The 22,620-nt window shown below is 67.6% G+C and carries 25 protein-coding genes; 17 read left to right on the forward strand and 8 right to left on the reverse strand.

What is annotated here, in order from left to right; translation table 11 throughout:
* Positions 1 to 53: 53 nt before the first annotated feature.
* The gene (locus HZY97_RS18690; protein ID WP_180147592.1) at positions 54 to 950 is read left to right on the forward strand and encodes a hypothetical protein; all 897 of its coding nucleotides are present in this window, start codon (positions 54 to 56) and stop codon (positions 948 to 950) included.
* A gap of 198 nt (positions 951 to 1,148) precedes the next feature.
* Here the strand turns inward: HZY97_RS18690 and HZY97_RS18695 are convergent, their stop codons facing one another.
* The gene (locus HZY97_RS18695; protein WP_180147594.1) at positions 1,149 to 3,791 is read right to left on the reverse strand and encodes a TonB-dependent receptor; all 2,643 of its coding nucleotides are present in this window, start codon (positions 3,789 to 3,791) and stop codon (positions 1,149 to 1,151) included.
* Positions 3,792 to 4,141: 350 nt separating this feature from the next.
* On the opposite strand from HZY97_RS18695, the gene HZY97_RS18700 reads away from it, so the two are divergent.
* Positions 4,142 to 5,194 (forward strand): hypothetical protein, encoded by a 1,053-nt coding sequence (locus HZY97_RS18700; RefSeq protein WP_180147596.1) that lies wholly within the window; start codon positions 4,142 to 4,144, stop codon positions 5,192 to 5,194.
* A 245-nt stretch (positions 5,195 to 5,439) separates the two neighbouring features.
* On the forward strand, positions 5,440 to 7,161 hold the full coding sequence (locus HZY97_RS18705) for a hypothetical protein (RefSeq protein WP_218943165.1): 1,722 nt from the start codon (positions 5,440 to 5,442) through the stop codon (positions 7,159 to 7,161).
* Between the two features lie 227 nt (positions 7,162 to 7,388).
* On the opposite strand, the gene HZY97_RS18710 is transcribed toward HZY97_RS18705, so the two are convergent.
* The gene (locus HZY97_RS18710; RefSeq protein WP_180147598.1) at positions 7,389 to 8,312 is read right to left on the reverse strand and encodes a helix-turn-helix domain-containing protein; all 924 of its coding nucleotides are present in this window, start codon (positions 8,310 to 8,312) and stop codon (positions 7,389 to 7,391) included.
* Positions 8,313 to 8,491: 179 nt separating this feature from the next.
* On the opposite strand from HZY97_RS18710, the gene HZY97_RS18715 reads away from it, so the two are divergent.
* The 4 genes from HZY97_RS18715 to HZY97_RS18730 all read left to right on the forward strand — a co-directional run bounded on the left by HZY97_RS18715 (position 8,492) and on the right by HZY97_RS18730 (position 11,019).
* On the forward strand, positions 8,492 to 8,857 hold the full coding sequence (locus tag HZY97_RS18715) for a RodZ family helix-turn-helix domain-containing protein (protein WP_257215175.1): 366 nt from the start codon (positions 8,492 to 8,494) through the stop codon (positions 8,855 to 8,857).
* A gap of 80 nt (positions 8,858 to 8,937) precedes the next feature.
* Entirely contained in the window at positions 8,938 to 9,963 is a 1,026-nt protein-coding gene (locus HZY97_RS18720) for a hypothetical protein (RefSeq protein ID WP_180147602.1), read from the forward strand.
* Between the two features lie 64 nt (positions 9,964 to 10,027).
* Positions 10,028 to 10,552: a superoxide dismutase family protein gene (locus HZY97_RS18725; RefSeq protein WP_180147604.1), complete on the forward strand. Its 525-nt coding sequence runs from the start codon at positions 10,028 to 10,030 to the stop codon at positions 10,550 to 10,552.
* The gene (locus HZY97_RS18730) at positions 10,549 to 11,019 is read left to right on the forward strand and encodes a low molecular weight protein-tyrosine-phosphatase (protein ID WP_180147606.1); all 471 of its coding nucleotides are present in this window, start codon (positions 10,549 to 10,551) and stop codon (positions 11,017 to 11,019) included. The genes HZY97_RS18725 and HZY97_RS18730 overlap by 4 nt, the downstream gene beginning before the upstream one ends.
* Here the strand turns inward: HZY97_RS18730 and HZY97_RS18735 are convergent.
* The 3 genes from HZY97_RS18735 to HZY97_RS18745 are packed head-to-tail and all read right to left on the reverse strand — an operon-like array spanning position 11,016 to position 12,879.
* Entirely contained in the window at positions 11,016 to 11,369 is a 354-nt protein-coding gene (locus tag HZY97_RS18735; RefSeq protein ID WP_180147608.1) for a hypothetical protein, read from the reverse strand. The genes HZY97_RS18730 and HZY97_RS18735 overlap by 4 nt on opposite strands.
* Positions 11,366 to 12,352 (reverse strand): acyl-CoA desaturase, encoded by a 987-nt coding sequence (locus tag HZY97_RS18740; protein WP_180147610.1) that lies wholly within the window; start codon positions 12,350 to 12,352, stop codon positions 11,366 to 11,368. The genes HZY97_RS18735 and HZY97_RS18740 overlap by 4 nt, the downstream gene beginning before the upstream one ends.
* Positions 12,349 to 12,879: a hypothetical protein gene (locus HZY97_RS18745; RefSeq protein ID WP_180147612.1), complete on the reverse strand. Its 531-nt coding sequence runs from the start codon at positions 12,877 to 12,879 to the stop codon at positions 12,349 to 12,351. Before HZY97_RS18745 ends, HZY97_RS18740 begins: the two co-directional genes overlap by 4 nt.
* Positions 12,880 to 13,028: 149 nt before the next feature.
* Between HZY97_RS18745 and HZY97_RS18750 the strand changes: the two genes are divergently transcribed.
* The gene (locus HZY97_RS18750; protein WP_180147613.1) at positions 13,029 to 15,335 is read left to right on the forward strand and encodes an ATP-binding protein; all 2,307 of its coding nucleotides are present in this window, start codon (positions 13,029 to 13,031) and stop codon (positions 15,333 to 15,335) included.
* 132 nt (positions 15,336 to 15,467) lie between these two features.
* Here the strand turns inward: HZY97_RS18750 and thpR are convergent, their stop codons facing one another.
* Positions 15,468 to 16,001 carry an RNA 2',3'-cyclic phosphodiesterase gene (thpR, locus tag HZY97_RS18755; protein ID WP_180147615.1) on the reverse strand — a complete coding sequence of 178 codons (534 nt, stop codon included), beginning with the start codon at positions 15,999 to 16,001 and terminating at the stop codon, positions 15,468 to 15,470.
* A 95-nt stretch (positions 16,002 to 16,096) separates the two neighbouring features.
* Between thpR and HZY97_RS18760 the strand changes: the two genes are divergently transcribed.
* The 3 genes from HZY97_RS18760 (at position 16,097) to HZY97_RS18770 (ending at position 18,287) form a co-directional block, all read left to right on the forward strand.
* Positions 16,097 to 16,846 (forward strand): Bax inhibitor-1/YccA family protein, encoded by a 750-nt coding sequence (locus tag HZY97_RS18760; RefSeq protein WP_180147617.1) that lies wholly within the window; start codon positions 16,097 to 16,099, stop codon positions 16,844 to 16,846.
* 139 nt (positions 16,847 to 16,985) lie between these two features.
* Positions 16,986 to 17,336 (forward strand): hypothetical protein, encoded by a 351-nt coding sequence (locus HZY97_RS18765; protein ID WP_180147619.1) that lies wholly within the window; start codon positions 16,986 to 16,988, stop codon positions 17,334 to 17,336.
* Complete coding sequence (locus HZY97_RS18770; RefSeq protein WP_180147621.1) at positions 17,337 to 18,287, forward strand: cation diffusion facilitator family transporter; 951 nt, start codon at positions 17,337 to 17,339, stop codon at positions 18,285 to 18,287.
* A 7-nt stretch (positions 18,288 to 18,294) separates the two neighbouring features.
* Here HZY97_RS18770 and HZY97_RS18775 read toward each other — a convergent pair whose 3' ends face one another.
* Positions 18,295 to 19,164, reverse strand: coding sequence for a LysR family transcriptional regulator (locus HZY97_RS18775; RefSeq protein ID WP_180147623.1), 870 nt, complete (start codon positions 19,162 to 19,164; stop codon positions 18,295 to 18,297).
* A gap of 169 nt (positions 19,165 to 19,333) precedes the next feature.
* Between HZY97_RS18775 and HZY97_RS18780 the strand changes: the two genes are divergently transcribed.
* Genes HZY97_RS18780 through dmeF form a run of 6 tightly spaced genes read left to right on the forward strand, consistent with a single transcriptional unit; the run spans position 19,334 to position 21,988 of the window.
* Positions 19,334 to 19,507 (forward strand): hypothetical protein, encoded by a 174-nt coding sequence (locus tag HZY97_RS18780; protein ID WP_180147625.1) that lies wholly within the window; start codon positions 19,334 to 19,336, stop codon positions 19,505 to 19,507.
* Entirely contained in the window at positions 19,507 to 19,794 is a 288-nt protein-coding gene (locus HZY97_RS18785) for an antitoxin Xre/MbcA/ParS toxin-binding domain-containing protein (protein WP_257215176.1), read from the forward strand. The genes HZY97_RS18780 and HZY97_RS18785 overlap by 1 nt, the downstream gene beginning before the upstream one ends.
* Entirely contained in the window at positions 19,791 to 20,360 is a 570-nt protein-coding gene (locus HZY97_RS18790; protein WP_180147627.1) for a hypothetical protein, read from the forward strand. The genes HZY97_RS18785 and HZY97_RS18790 overlap by 4 nt, the downstream gene beginning before the upstream one ends.
* Positions 20,357 to 20,767, forward strand: coding sequence for a thioesterase family protein (locus HZY97_RS18795; RefSeq protein ID WP_180147629.1), 411 nt, complete (start codon positions 20,357 to 20,359; stop codon positions 20,765 to 20,767). The genes HZY97_RS18790 and HZY97_RS18795 overlap by 4 nt, the downstream gene beginning before the upstream one ends.
* Positions 20,768 to 20,807: 40 nt before the next feature.
* Positions 20,808 to 21,083, forward strand: coding sequence for a metal/formaldehyde-sensitive transcriptional repressor (locus HZY97_RS18800; protein WP_180147631.1), 276 nt, complete (start codon positions 20,808 to 20,810; stop codon positions 21,081 to 21,083).
* 8 nt (positions 21,084 to 21,091) lie between these two features.
* A complete protein-coding gene (gene dmeF, locus HZY97_RS18805; RefSeq protein ID WP_180147633.1) occupies positions 21,092 to 21,988 on the forward strand; it encodes a CDF family Co(II)/Ni(II) efflux transporter DmeF in 897 nt (298 codons plus the stop codon).
* Between the two features lie 138 nt (positions 21,989 to 22,126).
* Here dmeF and arr read toward each other — a convergent pair whose 3' ends face one another.
* Entirely contained in the window at positions 22,127 to 22,513 is a 387-nt protein-coding gene (gene arr / locus HZY97_RS18810; protein ID WP_180147634.1) for an NAD(+)--rifampin ADP-ribosyltransferase, read from the reverse strand.
* Positions 22,514 to 22,620: the final 107 nt, after the last annotated feature.

Consider the following 22,620-nt stretch of genomic DNA (forward strand, 5'->3'; position numbering starts at 1 on the left):
TGTAGGAAAATCCTCCATAACTGAGTCCGCTCCAAAGCAAGGGAGCGAGTCGCATGGCGGGCGAATTCGGGCGGCAGCGTTGGTCGGGTGCGGTGCGGGAGGCGTTTCTGCGCGGGGTGGCGGCGCACGGTAGCGTGCGGCGGGCGTGCCGCGAGACGGGCATGAGTGCCCCAGGCGCCTATTATGTGCGCAAGCGCGATCCGGACTTTGCCAGGCTGTGGGACAAGGCAGTGGCGCGGGCCGGGGAGGCTCGGGCGGCGGAACTCGCGGCCGCTGGCGAGAAGGCGCAGCGGCGCGACGGGATGTTCGGCAAGTATCGCAAGCGGCATGACGGCTGGACCGAGATACGCACGCGGATCTTCCTGCGGGCGCTCTCCGAGACCGGCTGCGTGCGCGATGCCTGCAAGCGGGCGCGGATCTCCAATGTCTCGGCCTATCGGATGCGCCAGCGCGATCCCAAGTTCGCCGAGGCCTGGGAGAAGGCGCTCGACCGGGCGATCCCCACGCTCGAACAGGCCGCCTGGGAGCGCGCGGTCGAGGGGTGGGACGAAGTCGTGTGGAAGGACGGAGTCGAGGTGTCGCGCAAGCGGCGCTTCTCGGACGGGCTGCTCAAGTTCCTGCTCGAGCGGCTGGCGAGCGGGGCGGCGGTGCGGCCGCGGCATGGGGCGAGCAAGAAGGAGCTGGTCGCCTTTGCCGAGGAAGCGGCCAAGGCGGCGGGCGGGTTCTTCGGCTCGCGGGCCGAGCCCGAGGATACCGATGCGGTGATCCTCAGGAAGCTCGACATGATCGACAAGGCGCGGGCGCGCGAGGCGGCGGACGCGGCCGAGGCGGCGGCGCGGGAAGCTGCGGCGCTGGCGGAGGAGGATGCCGAGGGCGACGGCGATTGGGACTGGGAGGAGTTGCCGCCGCGACGGCCGGCGGTGATGCCGCGGATTACGGGGTGTCCGTGATTGGGGTTTCTCCCCGAGGCTTTTCCGTTCCCCGGCGAAGGCCGGGGCCCAGGGTCACGGGCGACGCGGCAGAGAAACCTTGGGCCCCGGCTTTCGCCGGGGAGCAGCTGGAGGGGAGCCGGGGGGCAGTTGGGAGAAAGGAACGCCGGCACGGCGGCCACCCGGTCGCGCGGGGGGCCGCCGTGCCGGTGCCGCGCGTCAGTTGGTCAGCACGATATCGAGGAAGAACTTGCGGTTGACGCTCAGCGTGTAGCGCTCCGAATAATAGCCGTGCATCATGCTCTTGTTGGCGCCGAGGATGTTGTCGGCCTCGAGCTTGACGGTGAGGTTGGGCCGGAGCGCCCAGCGCAGCGCGGCGTTCATCTGGCCGCGGGCGCGCAGCACATAGTCCTGATAGGGCTGGGCGTTGACGGTGTTGAGGTTGCGGTCCGCCCATTGATAGGCGACGCGGAACTCGCCGCCCTTGGGCAGCGCGTAGAACAGGCTGGCATTGGCGAGCCAGTTGGGCTGGTAGAGGACATTGTCGCGCGACGTGACCTTGCCGCCGACGATGAAGTCCATCTTCGCCCAGATCCGGCTGGCGTTGAGCGAGACGCCGAGATTGTGGCCGATGCCGCTCGCGAAGACATGGTTGTCGACAAAGGTAGCCTCGATGCCCTTGAGCTCGGAATGCGAGGCGTTGAGTGGCTGGGTGACGGTGTAGGTGGTGCCGTCGATCACCTGCTGCGAGGCGAGCGAGAAGATGTCGTTCTTGATGCGCTTGTAGAAGCCGGCGAGCGAGATCAGGCCGTCATGGCCGTTGAAATAGCGGTCGATCGCCACGTCGGCATTGGTCGATTCGCGGGGCTTGAGGTCGGGGTTGCCGCGGCTGATCGTCAGGTTCTGGTTGTCGCGGACCTCGGCGGTGGCGATGTCGCTGAACGCCGGGCGGCCGAGCGTCTGGCTGAACGCGGCGCGCAGGCGCCAGGCGTCGTTGCCGAGCGACTGGGTCAGCGTGACATAGGGCAGCAGGTGCGCATAGCCGCCATTGTAGCGGGTGAAGGCGCCGGCATAGGTGCCGTTGACCTGGCGCGGGACGTCGGCATGGAAGCGGACATCGTCGTAGCGCAGGCCGGCGATGCCGCGGAAGCCGCCGCTGGCGAACATCGCCGCGCCATAGCCGGCGAGGACGGTCTCGTCATAGGTATAGTCGCTGGCGTTCGAGCTGTTCGCGCTCGAGGCGATGTTGACCGCCAGGGTCTTCTTCGTCGTCTCGGCGAAACGGTCATAGTTGAGGAAGATCGTAGGGTAGGGCCAGGCGAGCGTGTCCTGATTGACCACGGTGCCGATGTCGCCGAGCGCGGCGCCATTGGCGGTGTAGGTGGTCTGGTCCTGGTCGCGCGTGGCGTTGACGTTGCGCGCGTCGAAGCCGGCGGCGAAGCCGAGGCCCTGGCTGTCGCCGCTGTAATTATGCTTGAGGTCGATGCGGCCCTCGACATTCTCGAAGACGGAATCGCTGAACAGGTCGGAGGCGGAGAACAGCTTGTACTTGCTGGTGTCGACCAGCTCGGCGGTGTTGGAGAAGGTATAGGCCGGGGTCTGGTCGCTCATGTCCCAGGTGACGAAGGAATTGGTCGGCGCGGCGGAATAGGCGACGCCGAGGTCGATGTCGTGGAAGTGGCTGAGGCCGTAGCCGCCGCGCAGCTCGAGCGAAGTGTTGCTGCCCCAGTCCTTGACCGCCTTGAAGATCGCGCCGCGCGATTCGGTGGTGAACTTGTCATAGTCATAGGCCGGGCGGAAACGGCCGATCTTGAGCGTGGCGACGTGCGGGCCGGCATAGGCGACGCCGGTGAAGGTCTCGGCGTAGAAGTCGCTCAGCGTCTGGTATTCGACCTGCTTGTAATCATAGCCGGAGAGCGAGAGCTTCACCGTGTCGCTCGCGCGATATTCGAGGCCGACATAGCCGCCGAACAGCCGGCGGGTCTTGGCATAGTCCATCGGGCGCATGAGGGTCGGCATCGGGTCGTTGCCGTTCCAGTCGGACAGGTCGGCCTTCGCGGTGGTGCCGGCGGCGGTGTAATAGGTGCGGCCATTGGCGTTGGGCTTGGACGCCTGCCAGCTCTCCTGGTTGTAGACGCCCGAGACGACGAGGCCGAACTGGTCCTGCGCGCCGAAGCGGTGGACGTAGAGGCCCTTGATCCCGCCGCCGAAGCGCGTGTCGAGATTGCCGCCCTTCGCGTTGAAGCCGGGGAACTGGCTGGTGTTGGGCTGGTAGGAGCCGCTGGCGTCGATCAGCCAGTGGTTGCGCCCGTCGAGCGCGCTGTAGGGCACGATGTTGGTCACGCCGCCGATCGCGCCGGCGTCGATATCGGGGGTGAAGCTCTTGGCGACCTGCGTCATCTGCGCGACCTGGGTGGGGATCAGCGCGAGGTCGACGCGGCGGGTGCCGTCGCCATTGTTCGCGGCGGAGTACATCGCCAGTCCGTCGAACGAGACGAAGTTGAGATCGGGCGAGATGCCGCGCACCGACACGTATTTGGCAGACTGCTCGCCATAGAGCGTCTCCATCGTGTTGATGCCGGGCAGGCGGATCAGCGCGTCGGCGACGGTCTCGTCGGCAAGGTCGCCGGTATCGTCCTGCGAGACCGAGTCGACGACGCCGAGCGCCGAGCGCTTGGCCGCGATGGTGCGCTGGTTACGGCCCGCGCTGCCGGTGACGACGATCGTGGAATCGGTGTCGTCGCGCGCGCCCGCGGCGTCCTGCGCGGCAGGTGCGGCCTGACCATAAGCGGTGCCGGCGAGCAGCGTGGCGGCAATGGAGGCGGACGCGAGCAAAAGCCCGCGGCGGTGGTCGGCGCGCATGATTTCTTCCCCTTTTCACGAAGCGACGCGTTGGCCGCCGCTGCGTAGAGCCATGGGGAGCCCTGATTCCGCCATTCCGGTTTGAATTAGATGCGCGCGGCGCGGCGCACCCAGGCAGTGCTGCGTCGTTTCATGTAAATGTCACAAAGATCGCGCGGGAAAATGGTAACAAGGAATTTCGCCAAGTTAAGATATGGACTGACTGAAATAGAGATATAGATTTCACTCCTCTGTTCGCGCTTGTCGGAAGGGATGAGATCATGGCGGTTTGTACGAACATTCAGCAGCAAGTATATTGCCTGGCCATAAAAATCTGTGCGGCGGCAACGCAGACGGGCGATTCGGCCGCGTTGACGACCTATCTTCAAACCGAATTGGATGCTTTGGTCGGCGACGCCGACTTCAACAATGGCGATGACTGGCAGATCGTCTGGGGCCCGGCGGTGTGGCAGGCGCCATTCAGCGACTATTCCGACCAGGCGGCGGCGGTCTGCTACAACAGCACGCAGAATTTCTATGTCGTGCCGATCTCGGCAACCAACCCGAACTCGCCGTACAATGTGTTCTTCGAGGACCTTGGCGCAGTGCCCTTCTACATGGTGGCGGGGCCGGGCACGGGCAAAGTCTCCGTCGGCAACTCGGCGGGGCTGCAGGCGCTGCTGAGCCTCGAGGCGGGCGGCGCAGGCCTTGCCGATTTCCTGAAGGGCGTGGCGAGCAGCGCGGATGATCTGGTGTTCTGCGGGCACAGCCTGGGCGGCGGGCTGACCCCGCTGCTCGCCTATGCGCTCTATCCCGGCGGCACCACGGGCAGCGGCTGGGGCAATGTCTACACCTTTCCGACGGCGGGGCCGACGACGGGGGACTCGGTGTTCGCGGCTGCGTTCAACGCTGCTTATCCGGTGGTCGACGCCGGCGGCGGCTATCAGATGTGGAACGCCAACCAGTATAATGCGCACGACCTCGTGCCCAATGCCTGGGCGCCGGGAAGCACCGGGCCGGGGCTGGCGCAGGTGACCACCGGCATCGTCCCGTGGACGACGGCGATGTATTATACCGGCGTCAAGATGAGCGGGGAGATCGCCGCGCTGCGCACGATCGCCGAGAATTTCGCGGGCGGGTCAGCCAATCCCTATGTCGCCACCAACAACAATGCGCTGTTCACGGGCGCGCGCGAATATGGCGAGATCAGCGACAGCACGACGCTGGCCAAGGAGATCCTGTACCAGCACACCACCGCCTATAACGTCGAATTCGGCGTGACCACGTTGTTCGACGCGGCCGAGGTGCAGGCGACGATCCAGCCGCCCTTGCTCCCGCTGGTGCTGGCGATCGGCGGGATCGGCGACGCAGTGGCGGCGGCCGATGCGGCCGCGGCGGCGCAGGCCGAGCCGGCGACGGGGTAATCGCGCGCGCTGGGCGAATCGGCACGCCGATCCGATCCGGTGCTACCGGTGGCATGGCAGTTTCCGGCGCAGTATGCCGCACCGGGGCGGCCATGCCGCCGCGAGCGCTGATTTTGGCGGCGTGTTTTCATGGGCTTAGGGTAAGACGGCGCCGCGCAACTGTGTCTTGACTGTGTCTGACACCGGTATCAAGATGCTCCCGGAAAATGGACCAGGACCACCTGGCCATAAGGGGAGAGGCGATCATGAAGAAATTGTGCGCCACAGGTGCGGGCGTCGCACTGATATTGGCTTTGTCGGCATGTGACGGCGGCGGCAGCGGCTCGGTTTCGACACCGGCGCCCACCGCTACGCCGACGCCTTCGCCGGGTGCCGCGGTTTCGGGCACGCTGCCCGCCAATGGCGAGACGGCGGCGTACAAGGACACGTTGCTCAAGCTGACCTTCGCAAGCGCGCCGGTGGCGACGGGCAACGGCAAGATCCGCGTCTACAAGGCCGACGGTACGCTGGTCGACACGATCGACACCTCGTCGGACGTGGTGGCCGCGGGGCTCGAGACGCAGGTCGCGCTGGGCAATGGCAACACCGAGATCGACAAGATCGGCAACAATGTGCCGAGCCTGACCCAGTATCGCTTTACCTATTATCGCCCGGTCCGGATCGCGGGCAACACGGTGTCGATCAAGCTGCACGACAATGTGCTGGCCTATGACACCTCCTATTATGTCACGGTCGACAAGAGCACGTTCAACGGCGGCTTCAACGGGGCGAGCACCTTCCAGGGCATCTCCGGCGCGACGGCGTGGACCTTCAAGACCAAATCGGCGCCGACCTCGACCACCGCAGTGACGGTGGACGACGATGGCGCGGCGGACTTCCGCTCGGTGCAGGGCGCGCTCAACTACATGATGACGGTGGGCTGCTCGTCGTGCGGCACGGCGGCAAATGCGGCCGCCAAGACGATCACGATCAAGAACGGCATTTATGACGAGCAGCTGTTCCTGCGCAACGTCAACAACCTGACGATCACCGGCGAGAGCCGCGCGAACACGGTGGTGCAGGCGAGCAACTGGGATGCGTTCAACCCGGGCACGGGCGGCAGCCGCGCGACGCCAAACACGACCTTCGCCAATATCGGCGGCGCGTCGGCGCTGGGCAATCGCCTGTCGCTGGGCGGCGGGCGTGCGGTGATGCTGATCGAGGGCGGCGACCTGATCAAGATGACCAACTTCACGATGCAGAACACGCATGTGAAGGACGCCACGCAGAACAGCCAGGCCGAGGTGATCTATTATAACGCCGCGACGATCAACGGATCGCGCTTCATCGGCACCGACATGAACTTCATCAGCACGCAGGATACGCTGCAGATGAAGGGCTGGGTGTGGATCTACAACAGCCTGGTCGCGGGCGATGTCGACTTCATCTGGGGCTATCCCTACGCGATGGTGCTCGAGAATTCGGAGCTGCGGACGGTGTTCGATCCGACGGCGCCGACGTCGGGCGGGTACATCTTCCAGGCGCGCTCGGCCAAGGGCTATCCGGGCTTCGTCGTGCTCGGCGGGTCGCTGACCTCCGAGAGCACGGTGCCGAGCGGATCGACCTATCTGGCGCGCTCGGGCGGCAACACCCAGGCGGCGGGCTTCTGCCAGACGATGCTGGTGCTCGGCGGCGGGTCGGCGGCGAACGGCACGCAATATTGCGACAATGCCGCGTTCATCGGCGTGAAGATGGGGACGCATGTCGCCGCCGCGGGCTGGTGGATCAACCCGATCCCGAACCTGTTGCCGAGCGCGACCGAGGGCTGGCGCGAGAGCGGTTCGCTCAACGCGGCGGGCACGGCGCTGTCGATGACCGGACGCAACACCACCTATGGCAGCAGCACCGCCGACCTGTCGGCGATCAACACCCGCGCCAAGGCCTTTGCGCAGTGGAACGGCACGGTCGGCTGGAACCCGGCGCCATAAGCTGAGGAAGTCGGATAGGGCGCGGGCGGGAAAGCCCGCGCCCACCGATGGTGACCGTCGGAGGGAGCCGACGATCTGCCTGACCCCGCATTGGGACCGGGGTCATGCCTCTTGGGACGACGTCATGCCGTCCGTTCTTCCCGCCCCTAAGGGGCGGGCGGGCGACGGCTCAAGCGGCGGGGTGCCCATTTTGACGAACCCGCGCGGCGGCCTGTCGCCGGATTGGGTCAGTCGAAGGCGGGGATGTCGGGGCGGCGCGCGAGATAGGCGCGCGAGGGATCATCGAGCGGGAAGCCATTGGCCCCGAGGCGCGCGAGCAACAGCCGGACGATCGCGAAGCTCTGCGTGCTGGTCGCCACCGATTCCGGGCGGTTGAGCCAGGCTTCCGAGACGATCAGCTTCTTGCCAAGCCGCTCGACCCGGCCATCCTCGCACAGGCTCGCGACGCGGCGGCGCACCGTCGCCTCGGGCAGGCCGAGCGCGCGGGCGACAGCGCTGGTGCGCACCGGCGGGCGCAGATCGGCCGGCGGCGAATTGCGGCCATCGGCATAATGGCGGGCGAGCGCGCGATCCTGGTTGAGCAGGCGCGAATTGGCGCAATAGATGGTCGAGAAGACGACGAGCTCGAGCCAGTCGCCATGGACGCGGCGATTGCTGTCGACCACCGCCAGCATCATGTCGATCGCCGCCTGGACGCCCGAGCTGTGGTGATAGGGGCGGGCCGCGCCGACTTCGGGCATCGGCACGCCGTTATGCGCAAGGTCGGCGACGAAGCGCACTGCGGCGTCGTGCATCAGCGTGGAGAAGGCGACGAGTTCGGGCCGGGCCAGCTCGGCGGGGCTGGCATGGACGCCGTCGGGCCCGCGCTCGCACCAGCCGGCATCGACCAGGGCATGGACGTGGCGCCGGACGGTTTCATAGGGGCGCGACAGCGACATCGCGAGCGAATGGGCCGAGATGCCGCTCGGCGGACCCTGGCCCTCGCGCTCGAAGCCATAGGTGTCACGGGTGATCAGCGCGAAGATCGTGACGCGGTCGAGATCGCCCTCGAACAGCCGAATGGCATGGGCGAGGATCGTCGTCTGCAACTCGGAAAGCAGCCGGGTCATCAGGCGGATCGGCGGGGGATCGAGTGGCAGATGGGTTGGCATCTTCTCCCGAACATCTGGGCCCCCGATGGAGCTGCGGAAAGATGGTTAACCACCGATTCGTCATTTTGAGTAGAAGGAATTCGCAGATTTGCACGGGTTTGGCGTGATTTGCGTGGTGCTTCGCAGAAACGGGTAGCGGTGGCGTTGCCGGAAGGCGCGCCGGGGCCGAGCCCGGAGCGATGCAGGGGGTTCGACAGAATCGATCGACGGCGCCAGCGTCCGGCCTGGGCGCGCGGTTGCGGGCACGGCGTGAGGCGATGGGTCTCGGGCTGGGCGCGGTGCATGCCGCGACGCGCGTGCCGCGCCGGATGATCGAGGCGATCGAAGCGGGCGACTTCACCCGGCTGCGTGCGCATGTCTATGCCGCTGCGGCGGTGCGCCGCTATGCGCACCTGCTCGGGCTCGATCCGGGGCCGCTGCTTGCCGCGCTCGATGCGGAGACCAGCGGACTGTGGCAGCGTGAGGAGCCGGCGATGGCACCGCCGCCCGAGCGCCGGCGGTGCAAGCTCTGGGGCCGGCGCGGTCGCACCCGCCTGTTCGACTGAGGCATAGGGCGCGCGCGATTTCGAGGGGGCGTGGCCCGGCGCGCTCGGTTAGGCTCTCCTCCTGACGACGGGGGATGGCGATGCGGATCTGGGCTGGACTGGCGATGGCGGCGGGACTGCTGGCAGGCGTGCCGGCGGCTGCGCAGACGATGCCCGTGCCGCCCGCGCCCGCGCCGTGCCGGCAGGTCGGCGATGCGCCAATGCTGGTGATCGATGCCGACAGCGCCGTGCGGCTGGCGGCGATCGGGCTCGACCGCGCGGCGATCTTTGCCCAGATGCACGAGACTTCGATTCCCGAGACCTCGGGATGCTGGGCCGACCCGACCGGCAATTTCGACGGGCAGCTGATCTCGGTCGGCATGTCGCAGTGGAATTTCGGGACCGGCAGCCTGCAGCCGCTGCTCAAGGCCTGGAAGCAGGACCAGCGGCATTTCGGGCGCGCGCGCAAGGCGCTGATGCCGGTCTATGGCAAGACCATCTTCGCGCGCGACTGCCTGGCGGTGCCGGTGAAGGACAAATGCCGGGCGAAGATCCTTGCGGCGCATGGCCCCGACGGGAAGTTGAACCCGGTGCTGCGCGGCGAGCTGGCGGCTCTGTTCGAGAGCGACGGCATGATGCAGGTGCAGCTCGACGCCTATCTGGTGCTGCTCGAGGGCGTGCGGCAGGACCTGCTGCGCGTGTTCCCGGGCGAGGCGATCGGCCCGCGCAAGGTGCGCTGGGCAGTCGACACCAAGGTGCAGCAGGGCGGCTTCCCGCTCGACGAGGACCTGGCGCGGCTGCGGCGCAAGCTCGGCGCGATGCCCGAGGCCGAGCGCTGGGACCGGCTGGAGGCGATCTTCGCCTGGTATGGCGCGCTGGCGCGGTCGATCGACCAGGACGGGGTCCAGCGCGACTGGGCGTGGAATGTCGATCGCTGGGGCTGCCTGCTCGACAAGCGCCTCATCGATCCGGAGCAATATGAGATGCTCCATCTGACCTTTTTGCGGAGCCGGACGGCGATCGGCAATTCGGGGCGCTGGCAGGCGCTGACCTTCGAGCGGCGGGCGAAGATCATCCTTGGGGTGGGCAGCGTCGCGGGCAAGACGGACGGAGAATGTTTGCGCTGACCCCTTGGAACCGGCGGCGCCGACAGCCATTACGTAACGGGAACATTTATCCGGAGTGTGGGCGATGCGTGGTCTTGTGGCGGTGGCGGGGTTGTTGGCGGTGGCCGGGTGCGCGAGCCCCCAGAAGGACGCGCGCTACATGGCGGGTCACTTCCGCGCCCAGGCCGACCTCAAAATGGCCGACGGCACCGATGTCGGCAAGGCGATCGCCGAGGAAGTCGACGGTGCAATCCGCGTGATGGTCGAGGTCCACGGCATGACCAAGGGCGTGCACGGCACGCATGTCCACACCGTCGGCAAGTGCGACGGCCCCGACTTTGCCAGCGCCGGCGGCCATTGGAACCCGACCGCGCACCAGCATGGCAAGGACAATCCGATGGGACCGCATTCGGGCGACCTGCCCAATCTCTCGGTGGGCGAAGATGGCCGCGACCGCACGATCTTCACGCTGCCGGGCGGCACTTTTGCCGGGCTGCTCGACGAGGATGGCGCGGCGCTGGTCGTCCATGCCAATGCCGACGATTACAAGACCGATCCCTCGGGCAATTCGGGCGGGCGGATCGCCTGCGGCGTCTTCCACGCGATGTGAGCGTGCCCTCGGTCCTGTTCGTATGCCTGGGGAATATCTGTCGCTCGCCGCTCGCCGAAGGGGCGCTGCGGGCGGCGGCGGAGCGTGCCGGGATCGCGGTGACGGTGGACTCGGCGGGGACCGGCAACTGGCATAGCGGTGAGCCGCCCGATCGGCGGGCGCAGGCGGCGGCGCGGCGCCACGGCACCGACATTTCGGGACTGCGCGCGCGGCAGGTGCGCGCCGAGGACTTTCGGCGCTTCGACTATGTGCTGGCGCTCGACGGGCAGAATTTGCGCGACCTCGCGGCGATCGCGCCGGCGGATGCGACGGCGGAGGTCGGGTTGCTGATGGACTTCGTGCCGGGGCGCGAGGGGAGTTCGGTCGCCGATCCCTATTATGGCGAGGACGCGGATTTCGATGTGACCTGGGGCGATGTCAGCGCGGCGGCCGAGGCGCTGGTCGCGCGGATCGGGCGGCGGGGCTAGCGCCGCGCCGGGTAGAGGCTCTCGGACTTCCTGCCTTCGCGAAAGGCGCGCAAGGTTCGCCGCGGCATCAGGATGGCGCCCGCGACGACGAGCGGCGCGCAGAAGGCGGTCGCGCGCCAGTCGGGATAGCGGCCGGCGCCCCATTCCCAGGCCGCGAGCTGCATCTCGCCGCGCAGGGTGAGCGGATAGCCGGTGATCAGATGGTGCCGGTCATGCGCGTCGATCGCGGCCTGGCGCCAGGCGAAGTTGCGCAGTTTCAGCGTCACCGGCCCGAAGCGGAGCAGCCAGTGCGAAGCGTCGGGCTCGGCCAGGCGGTGCGCCGCGCGGAATTCGGGCAGGGGATCGCTCACGCGGCCTTGTCCTGCCCGGCAATCTCCGCCTGGCCTGGCGCGGCGACGCTGAGCGCGCGGGCGCTGACCGGGGTGATGCCCGGGCGGGGCGGCAGATATGCCGGCAGCTTCACGCCCCGCGCCAGGCCGAGCAGTTCGAGCAACTGGATGAAACGGTATCCCAGGTCGATCTGGCCCGGATAGAGGCCATGCCGGGCGGAGGCGGGGAAGGCGTGGTGGTTGCTGTGCCAGCTCTCGCCCATCGTCGGGATCGCGAGCAGCGGGACATTATAGGCCTGGATGACCGCGCCATCGACGGTCCAGTCCTGCGGACCGCTTGTGTGGGCGAAATAGGAGATGAACCAGTGCATCGTCGTGCACGCCGCGACGCGCACGCAGACGCCCCAGACCACCCACGGCCAGCCGCCGAGCGCGTAGAGCACCAGCGCGATCGGCAGTTGCTGCCACATCCAATAGCGATCGATGAACTGGTAGAAGCGATCATCGGCGATGCCCGGGCCGGGATCGAAGCCGGGCGGGTTCGCCAGCTCGAGACGGAAGTTCAGATAGTAGAAGCCGTCGACGAGCAGCGGCTTGGCATGCCGGAGGAACCAGTGGCAATCGGGCTGGCGCTGCGCCCAGTCGCGGCTGTCGTGCAGGCGGATCGTCCAGATCGGGCCGCCCATCCCGACCGCGGTGCCGAACCAGACCAGGACGCGCTCCAGCCCCTTCGAACATTCAAAGCTGCGGTGGATCAGCCGGCGGTGGAAGCCGACCGAATGGCCGACGCACAGAGTGATGCCCGCCGTCACCAGGAAGACCGCGAGCGCGCTCCAGCTGAAGGTCAGCGGCCCGAGGATGAGCGCAGCGGCGAGCATCGTCGCGTTCCAGATCGAGCGCGGGCCGTCCCACCGCACCCGGCCCGCGACGGCGTCGGCCTTGTCGAGGCCGGTCAGCGAATTGACCTTGAAACTGCCATGTGCCGCACCGCCTGCCTCGCTCATCGCCGTCCCCTTGCACCCAGGCCATTGCCGAACAGCCGCGCCGCGCGGCCGCCAAGACCGATCAGGCGGCGCGTTGTCGCCGCCGAAAGCCCGCGCGTGCCTGCATCGATCGCCGCGATATCCTCGACCAGGTCGAACAGCCGTGCCGCCTGGCGCGAGACCAGTGGATCCTCGCCGGCAGCGGCGTGGCGCCACTGGTCGATGACCGTGCGCGCCTGCGCCAGTTCCTGCGTCCGGCGCGCCTCGAGCGTCTGCAGCATCAGCGCCCAGGGATCGACGCCGGTGCGCCAGCCGTCGGTGCCTGCCTCGATCAGCCCGTGTTGTTCGAGCCAGTCCAGCGCTTCGGTGATTTCGCCGGCATCCAGCCCGAGCAGGTCGGGAAACAGGCTCGCGGGCATCGGCCGGGCTGCGAGATAGAGGGCGGCGTGGACCCGGCAGGCGGCCTGCGGCAGCCCCCAGCGCGGGCCGACCTCGCCCAGCCAAATGACGATCTGCATCGCCGCAGGAGACAGTGCCGCCACGCCCATGCCGGCATCCTAGCGGCGGCGCGCAACTCCGCCAGAGGGTGCCGCTCCGAAACGGCAGCAACTGCGCCGCCCGGCCCAAAGCCCCGTCTTCCCCTTCGCCACATTCCCGGTATAAACCCCGATCCGGGCGGGGGCCCAAGGGACGCTTAATGGCAACAGCCGACGCCGCCTGGCCCGATCATGGCGGAGAAACTGGGGAAATGCTGCGGGCGCCGGGCTTCGAGGCCCAGGCGCTCGGGCCCGTCGCCGACTGGCCCGACGCGCTCCGCCAGGCGATCGACCTGATGCTCGCATCGCCCCAGCGCGCCTTCATCACCTGGGGCCCGGATTATGTGTTCTTCTACAACGACCTGATCCTGAACGCCTATCGTGACGAGAACCGGCGGATCTTCGGGCGCTCCTATCGCGAGAGCTGGCCCAAGGTCTGGAGCGAGGTCGGCCGCTATTTCGAACAGGCCTATCGCGGCGAGGCGGTGCTGCGGCCGGGGCTGCACGTGCAGAGCATGCGCGGCAATGGCGAGAAGATCGACATCCGCGTCGACCTGTCGATGACACCGATCCGCGGGGCGGACGGCACGGTGCTCGGCATTTTCGGGATCAGCGCGGACCGCACCGAACATTATGAGACCGAGGAGCGCGCGGCCGCGGCGCTGGCGGCGCTCGAGGAGAAGTCGCGCACGCTGGAGATCGTCAACCAGGCCGGCCGCGCGATCACCGGCGAGCTCAATACCGAGCGCGTGGCGCAAAAGGCAGTCGATGCCGGGGTGGCGCTGAGCGGGGCACAGTTCGGCGCGTTCTTCTACAATGTCCGCAATGCCGCGGGCGAGAGCTACACGCTCTATGCGATCGCCGGCGTGCCGCGCAGCGAGTTCGAGAAATTCCCGATGCCGCGCAACACCCAGGTGTTCGCGCCGACCTTCGAGGGCACGGGCGTGGTGCGCGTCGACGACATCACCCAGGATCCGCGCTACGGGCATAATGCGCCGCACAAGGGCATGCCCGAGGGGCATCTGCCGGTGCGCGCGTACCTGGCGGTGCCGGTGAAGACGCCGGCGGGCGAAGTGATCGGCGGGCTGTTCTATGGCCATTCGACGCCGGGCGTGTTCGGCGCGGCGGCGGAGGCGAGCCTGGTCAGCCTGGCGGGGCAGGCGGCGCTGGCGCTCGACAATGCGCGGCTGTTCCAGGCGGCCGAGCGCGAGATCCTGCACCGCGGCGCGGCCGAGGCGGAGCTGACCCGGCTCAACGACCAGCTCGAGACGCGCGTCGCCGAGGCAGTGGCGGAGCGCGAGGCAGTGTTCGCGGCGCTCCAGCAGGCGCAGAAAATGGAGACGATCGGCAAGCTGACCGGCGGCGTCGCGCACGACTTCAACAATCTGCTCCAGGTGATCTCGGGCAATCTCCAGCTGCTCGCGCGCGACGTGCAGGGGCAGGAAAAGGCCGAACGGCGCGTGGCCAATGCGCTGGCGGGCGTGCAGCGCGGGTCGAAGCTGGCGAGCCAGCTGCTCGCCTTTGGCCGACGCCAGCCGCTTGAGCCGCGCGTGCTCAATGTCGGCAAGTTCCTGGTCGGGATGGAGGACATGCTGCGCCGCGCGCTGGGCGAGGCAATCGGAATCGAAGTGATCACGTCGGGAGGCCTGTGGAATTGCCAGGCCGATCCGACCCAGCTCGAGAACGCGATCCTCAACCTCGCGATTAATGCGCGCGATGCGATGGAGGGGACGGGCAATCTGACGATCGAGGCGGCCAACGCCTCGCTCGACGACGATTATACCGACGGGCTGGAGGGCGTGCCGGCGGGGCAATATGTGATGCTGGCGGTGACCGACACCGGCAGCGGTATCGCGCCCGAGCTGATCGAGCAGGTGTTCGAGCCGTTCTTCTCGACCAAGCCCGAGGGGCATGGATCGGGGCTGGGACTGTCGATGGTCTATGGCTTCGTCAAGCAATCGGGCGGCCATGTGAAGATCTATTCGGAGATCGGCCAGGGCACGACGGTGAAGCTGTATCTGCCGCGCGTCCGCAAGCGCGAGGAAGTGCTGGTCGCGTCCCATGAGACGGTGCCGATGCGCGGCGGCACCGAGACGATCCTGGTGGCCGAGGACGATCCCGACGTGCAGGCGACGGTGGTCGAGCTGCTGACCGAGCTCGGCTATACCGTGCTGCGCGCCAATGATGCGCAGAGCGCGCTGAGCGTGATCGAGAGCGGCGTGGCGATCGACCTGCTGTTCACCGACGTGGTGATGCCGGGGACGCTCAAGAGCCCCGAACTGGCGCGGCTGGCGCGGGCGCGCCTGCCCGAGCTCGCCGTACTGTTTACCTCGGGATACACCGAGAATGCGATCGTCCATGACGGGCGGCTTGATGCCGGGGTGGACCTGCTCTCCAAGCCCTATTCGCGCGAGCAGCTGGCGAAGAAGGTGCGCGCGGTGATCGAGGCGCGGGGGAAGAAGAAGTAGCGGGCTCTCCCCTCCCTGCAAGGGAGGGGTCGGGGGTGGGCCCTTGCCCCCTATACGGTGCGGCTAGGGCCCGGCTATTCAGTATCGCCAGGCCTCCACCCACCCCCAGCCCCTCCCTTGCAGGGAGGGGAGTCACGTCAACGAATACCGCTCCACCGCCTCGTACCGCGCGCCCTCGTGGCCGAGATGGCTTTCGAACAGATAGAAATGCTCGAGCGTGAAGGCCGGGCTGGCGAGGCCGGCATGCGCCTCGACGAAGCGCGCCACGGCTTCGCTGGGGGTGTTCATCCGGGCCAGCGTGATATGGGGCAAATAGGCACGGCGCTCGGGCGGCTGGCCGGCGCGCACCAGCGCCTGGTCGATCTTGCGGTGGAGCGCGGCAAGGCCCTCCTTCGGGCGCACCCCGGCCCAGAGCGCGTTGATCCGGCCGCGGCTGTCGAAAGTGCCGACACCGTCGAGTGCGACTTCGATCGGGGGCCAGTGGACGGCGGAGAGCGCGAGCGCGGCATCCTCGGCGGCGCGCTCATCGACATCGCCGATGAAGCGCAGCGTGATGTGGATCTGGTCGTCCTCCTGCCAGCGCGCGCCCGGAATCCCGCCCATCAGCGCACATAACTGGGCGCGAATGGGGGCGGGCGGACGCAGACCAACGAATAACCGGAGCATGACAAGCCCGTAACGCGGGCGGTTTCGCTTGAAAACACCCCCTGAGAGGGCGATATTCGCAGGATACCGGCATGGGCCGGGCAAAGGAGTTTCAAATGGCTAATTGGTCGGATCCCCGGACGGGCGCCTATGTGACCGCCGGCGCAGGCGCGGAAGCGCGTGACGCGGGGCTCAGGTCCTACATGCTGTCGGTCTACAACTATATGGCTTCGGGCGTGCTGCTGACGGGCATCGTCGCGTTCGCCTTCGCCAAGAGCGGCGCGATCACCTCGCTGTTCGTGCAGCAGGCGAATGGCGGCATCGCGATGTCGGCGCTCGGCTGGATCGTGATGCTGGCGCCGCTCGGCATCGTGATGGTGATGAGCTTCGGCCAGCGCAGCCTGTCCACCCCGGCGATGCAGGCGCTTTACTGGGCCTATGCCACGCTGATGGGCCTGTCGCTGTCGACGATCTTCCTCACCTATACCGACACGTCGATCGCGCAGGTGTTCTTCGGCACCGCGGCGGGCTTCGCGGGTCTCAGCCTGTGGGGCTACACCACCAAGCGTGACCTGTCGGGCTTCGGCACCTTCCTGATCATGGGACTGGTCGGTCTGATCGTCGCCTCGATCGTCAACCTGTTCATCGGCTCGGGCCCGCTGAGCCTGGCGATCAGCGTGATCGGCGTGCTGCTGTTCGCGGGCCTCACTGCCTATGACACGCAGAAGATCAAGAGCATGTACTTCGTCGTCCAGGGTACGGACGTGATGGGCAAGGCCGTGGTGATGGGCGCGCTGACGCTCTATCTCGACTTCATCAACATGTTCCTGTTCCTGCTGCGCCTGTTCGGCAGCCAGCGGAACTAAGTTCCCCAAACAACAAAGCGAAATACGGCCCGGCGGAGAAATTCGCCGGGCCGTTTTCTTTTGCGTCCAACAGATGTCCGCGCGGGAACGCGAATCGTGAGGCGTTCGTTACAGCAGGGCAACGCTCAGGAGAGTGAAAATGGACGCGAACCCGATCGACCCGGCGCTGGACCATATGTCGGTGGCACCGGGCCCAGACGACGAAACCCCGCGCACGCCGGCCCAGTCGGCGGACGCCGGTACCGATGAATCGATTGCCGAACGGCTGTACCGCAACCCCGAGAGCAAGGAAGCGCGGCTCGACCGCGGGCTCGACGAGTCGATGGACGCGTCGGATCCGCCGGCATCGACGCAGCCGGTCCACAGCCACAGCGCCAACGAGCTTCCCGAAAGCTCGGGCTATGACCCCAAGGCAGAGGCAAAGCTCGCCAAGGGCGGCGAAGACAAGGGCGTGATCGGCAATATCCTGTCGAAGATCGGCCTCGGCTAAGTGGCGGCTTCGCCCGCGTCGGGATGGCGCGGAAACATCGTCATCTATGCGGCGCTGGCCGCCAATCTCGGAATCGCGGTCGCCAAGTTCGTGGCGGCCGCGATTTCCGGTTCCTCCTCGATGCTCACTGAGGGGGTGCACAGCCTGGTCGATACCGGCAATCAGGGCCTGCTGCTCTACGGGCAGCGCCGCGCGAAGCGTGCGCCGGACAGCGACCATCCCTTCGGCTATGGCCGCGAGCTCTATTTCTGGGCCTTCATCGTCGCGATCCTGATCTTCGGATTGGGCGCGGGCGTGTCGGTCTATGAGGGCTGGAAGCATATCCAGTCGCCCGAGCCGCTGCGCGATCCGCTGATCAACTATGTCGTGCTCGCCATCGCCTTTGCGCTGGAGGGGACGAGCTGGTGGATCGCGATGCGCGAGTTCGCCAAGTCCAAGGCCGAATGCGGCTGGTGGAAGGCGATCAAGGAATCGAAGGACCCGTCGGGCTTCATCGTGCTGTTCGAGGATTCGGCGGCGCTGGCCGGCCTGATCGTGGCGGGCGCCGGCGTATGGGCGAGCCACCATTATGGCGACCCCAGGATCGACGGCTGGGCCTCGATCGTCATCGGCGTGATCCTGGCGGGCGTGGCGATGTTGCTGGCGCGCGAATCCAAGGGGCTGCTGATCGGCGAGCGGGCCAATCCGGCCATGATCGCGGCGATCCGCAATCTGCTCGAGGCCGAGCCGTGCATCACGCATGTGAACCATGTCCGCACGATCCACACCGCGCCCGACCGCGTGTTCGTCGCAGTGAGCGCCGATTTTTCGGACGCACTGCCGATGGGCGAGGCGGAGAGCCTGATCGAACGGCTGGAGCATAGGCTGAAGGCGCAGGAGCCCAAGCTCAGCTCGATCTATATCCGGCCCGAAAAGCGTGAGGATGCGGTGGACGCAGTGGCGATGGGGTAGAGGGCTTCTATGTGGCGATTTCCCCCGTGATCCACTCGCGGAACGCCACCATCGCCGGGCTCGGGGTGCGGGACTGGAGCCAGGTAAGCCAGTAGCGGCCGGTGCTGACTTCGAGATCGAAGGGGCGGACGAGGCGGCCTTCCTCCAGGTGGCGAGTCAGCATTGCCGGCGGGGCGAGGGCGATGCCCAGCCCCTGGATCGCCGCCTCGGCCATTGCCAGCGAGCTGTCGAACACCGGGCCGCGCAGCGTGGGCGGGGCGATGCCGGCGCCGGCGAACCAGCGCGGCCATTCGTCGGCGCGGTAGGAGCGCAGCAGCGGGAGCGCGAGCAGGTCGGCGGGCATGGTCAGCCGTGCGGCGAGGTCGGGCGTGCAGAGCGGCGTCAGCGGGGTCTCGATCAGCGGCACGGCCTCGGTGCCATGCCAGGCGCCGGCGCCGAAGCGGATCGCATAATCGAGGCCCTCGCCGGCAAGGTCGACGCGGTTGTTGTTGGTGAACAGGCGCAAGTCGATGCGCGGATGGGCGGCGTGGAAGCCGGGAAGGCGCGGGAGCAGCCAGCCGGTGGCGAAGGTGCCGACCGCGGCGACCGAGAGGAGCTGCGCGGCAGTGCCGCTCGCAATGCCCTCGACCAGCTCGGCGATGCGATCGAAGCTGTCGCCGAGTGCGGGGAGCAGCGCCTGTCCTTCATCGGTGAGCGCCAGCCCGCGCGGCAGGCGGCGGAAGAGCTGGGCGCCAAGCCGCTCCTCGAGCCCCTTTACCTGGTGGCTGATCGCCGCCTGGGTCACGCACAGCTCGATCGCGGCGCGGGTGAAGCTGAGGTGGCGGGCCGAAGCCTCGAAGGCGCGCAGCGCGTTCAGGGGGAGGTGAGGGCGGACCATAGGCCGGCGAGCATAAGTTTATCTAATGACGGGTGCCAGCGCCGATCCGTATCGCCGGTGGCTATCGCAGTGGCGATGCGCTAGGCTCCAGGCATCGTTGGCAGTTCCATTCGTAGGCGCCCGCGACTGAGAGCCCTTGTGCTCCCGCTTACGCCACGGAAGCAGGACAATGGACCTCAACGAGCTACTCTACCGACAGCAAATTTCGCTGATGCGCGCAGCCAATGCTGCCTGTGCCGAGGCGCGGCTTGCCCATCGCGGGCTGGCGCGGCTCTATGCCGAGCGCATCGCCCGGCTGTGCGGCGCGCTGCGCATCGCCACTTTGCCGGTGTCGGCCGCCTGATGTCGGACATGCAGGAGCCGGCCGCCGAAGGCGCCCCCGAAAAGCCGGCGCGGACGTCGGGCTTTCGCAAGAAATATTCCGAGGTGCGGCTTTCGCCCGAAAGCGCCGAGCGCCAGGGCCGGATCGCGCGGATCGCATTCGAGGCACTGGGCCGCGAGGGCGCCACTGCCTTCCTCAACGAACAGGATGACGCGCTGGGCGGGCGCCCGCTCGACCTGGCGATCGCCAGTGCCGAGGGGCTGGCCGCTGTCGAGAAGGCAATTGCCGCACGCCGCGAGGCGCAGTGAGGCAAGGCGCTGCGCGCAACGCAGCGATCGTGACCAGCCCCGAACTGATCCGTGCCTATGCGACGCTGCAGCGCGGATCGCGGTTCCTGGGCATCGGCCTGGGCGGACCCGGGGAAGCGCCGCGGGCGATCGCAGGGCGCTACCGCGCCAAGGTGATCGGCAACGGGCTGCGCGAGCTCGACCGTTTCCTGAACCTGCTGGTCGGCGAGGCGGCGCGCTGCCGCGGGATCGCGCTGCCCGAGGGCGAGCGCAACACTGCGAACAAGCTCGCCCGACTACGGCGCGCGCTCAGCGTGCCCGATCCCGACCATGATCGGCTCGCCGCGCTTGGCCGCTCGCGCGACTGCCTGTTCTACTGCGCGGGCACGGTGCTGCGCGGCGACGGGGCAGGCGACGATGCGATGACGATCGGCTGGCGGACTCCCGGCGGCCGGCTTAAGCGGGTTGCGGTGGGTGCCGAGCTGGCGGTCTCTGTCACGGATCTGTCCGAAGTCTGCCGCTATTATCTCGATTTGGCCGACCGCCTGCTCGCCGAGGCGCGCAGTATCCCGAACGGAGCTTCATGACGCAGAGCAGCCCGCACCATTATGCCATCCGGATCGAAGCGGACGACATCGACGCGCTGGGGCACGTCAACAATTCGATCTATCTGCGCTGGGTGCAGGCCGCGGTGGTCGATCATTGGGAGGCGCTGGCGCCGCCCGAGGCGGTGACCGCGCATCGCTGGGTCGCGGTGCGGCACGACATCACCTATCGCAAGCCCGCCTTCCTCGCCGACGCGCTGGTCGCGACCGTGGTGCTGGAGAGCGTGCGGCGCGAGAGCGCGTTCTACGACACGGTGATCCGCCGCGGCAGCGAGACGCTGGCCGAGGTCAAGTCGCGCTGGTGCTGCCTCGACGCCGACACGCTGCAGCCCGCGCGGCTGCCGGCGGAGACGGTGGCGTGCTTCCTGCCGCGGACCGAAGCGGCCTAAGACTTTACCGGGTGCGCCCATACCTATAGGGGGTATGGGTATGGCTCATCTTTCCCATAACGATGACGCGCTGCTGGCGCGGGTCCGCCGCATCGGCGGGCAGGTCGGTGCAGTCGAGCGCGCGCTGCAGGGCGATGCGGACTGCGCGCAGGTGCTCCAGCTGGTCGCCGCGGTGCGCGGCGCAGTGAACGGGCTTCTCGACGAGATCATCGCCGATCACCTTGAGGCGCATGTCGCGCATCCGGACCTCAGCGACGCCGAGCGCGCGCAGGGCGCTGAGGACCTGCTGGCAGTGATCCGCCGCTATTCGAAATAGGACCCGACATGGCTAGTCTTCCCGAAATCGATGCGCTGGCGCACGAGCATGTCTTCCTGGGCGCCGCGCATGACGAGAATGCGCGGCGGACCTTGTGGGTGGTGGCGCTCACCGCGGTGATGATGGTCGGCGAGATCGTCGCCGGATATTGGACCGGATCGATGGCGCTGCTCGCCGACGGCTTCCACATGGCGACGCATGCCGGCGCGCTAGCGGTGGCCGCGGCGGCCTATGCCTATGCGCGCAAACATGCGCGCAGTGCGGCCTACAGCTTCGGTACGGGCAAGGTCGGCGACTTGGCAGGCTTTGCCTCGGCGATGGTGCTCGGGCTGATCGCGCTGGGGATTGGCGTGGAGTCGGTGCTGCGGCTGTTCGAGCCGATCACCGTGGCGTTCGGCGAGGCGGCGATCGTCGCGGTGCTGGGGCTGGTGGTGAATATCGCCAGCGCCTTCCTGCTTTCGGGCGGGCATGACCACCACGATCATGACCACGGCCATCACCATCACCATGGCCAGGACAACAATATGCGCTCGGCCTATGTCCATGTCCTCGCCGATGCGCTGACTTCGGTGCTGGCGATCGCGGCGCTGCTTGCTGGGCGCTATCTCGGCTGGGCGTGGATGGATCCGGCGATGGGGATCGTTGGCGGCGTGGTGATCGCGCGCTGGTCGTGGACCTTGATGCGCGACACCGCGGCGGTGCTGCTCGACCGGACCGACCACCATGTCGCGGAGGAAGTGCGCACCCTGCTCGGGGACGTGCGGATCCTCGACCTGCATGTGTGGCGGGTAGGTCCCGAGGCGCGGGCGGCGATCGTCAGCGTGGCGGGAGGCGATGCCGAGGCGATCCGCGTACGGCTGGCGCCGGTGCATGAGCTGGCGCATCTTACCGTGGAGTGCCGCTGATTTAAGTCCTCTCCCCTTTGGGAGAGGGTTGGGTGAGGGCAGTTTAGCCACGAGCGAGGTGCCTGAAACGCGCCTGTCCTCATCCTCCCACTCAGCTTCGCTGAGCGGGCCCCTCCTTCTCCCAACGGGAGAAGGAATTTAGTCGATCGCCTCGATCCCCTGCGCTTTCAGGCGTTCGAGTGCGTCCTTCATGTGCTGGAGCTGCTCGGGCGAATGGCCCTGCCATTCCGCCACCTCTCCCACCACGCGAAGCGGGTCGGCCGAACGGTACGAGAGGGTCGGGTTGCCGGGGAATTTCTTGTCGGTGAGGTTGGGATCGTCGACGAACGCGCCGGTCGGCTCGACGATGTAGATGCGCTCGCGGCCTGCACCCTGCGCCAGCTCGGCGCCCCAGGTCGCGGCTTCGAGCGTGCCGGCGAAATAGACCCAGGAGGCGGCCCTCCGCTGGCCGTAGTTGGAATTATAGCCGGCGGCGATCAGGTCGCCGATGCGCAGGTCCGCGCGGGTGCCGTGATAGTAGATCATGTGCTGCTGCTTCCCTCGTTGCGAATCGAGGGCAGCCTCATGGCGCAGGGACCCCGGCTTGCCGCAAGCCCCGTCCTGGGTTAGACAATGATAGTGGGAAGAGGCCG

This window comes from Sphingomonas sp. R-74633 (genome assembly GCF_013416555.1).
In the GTDB taxonomy this organism is placed as follows: Bacteria; Pseudomonadota; Alphaproteobacteria; order Sphingomonadales; family Sphingomonadaceae; genus Sphingomonas.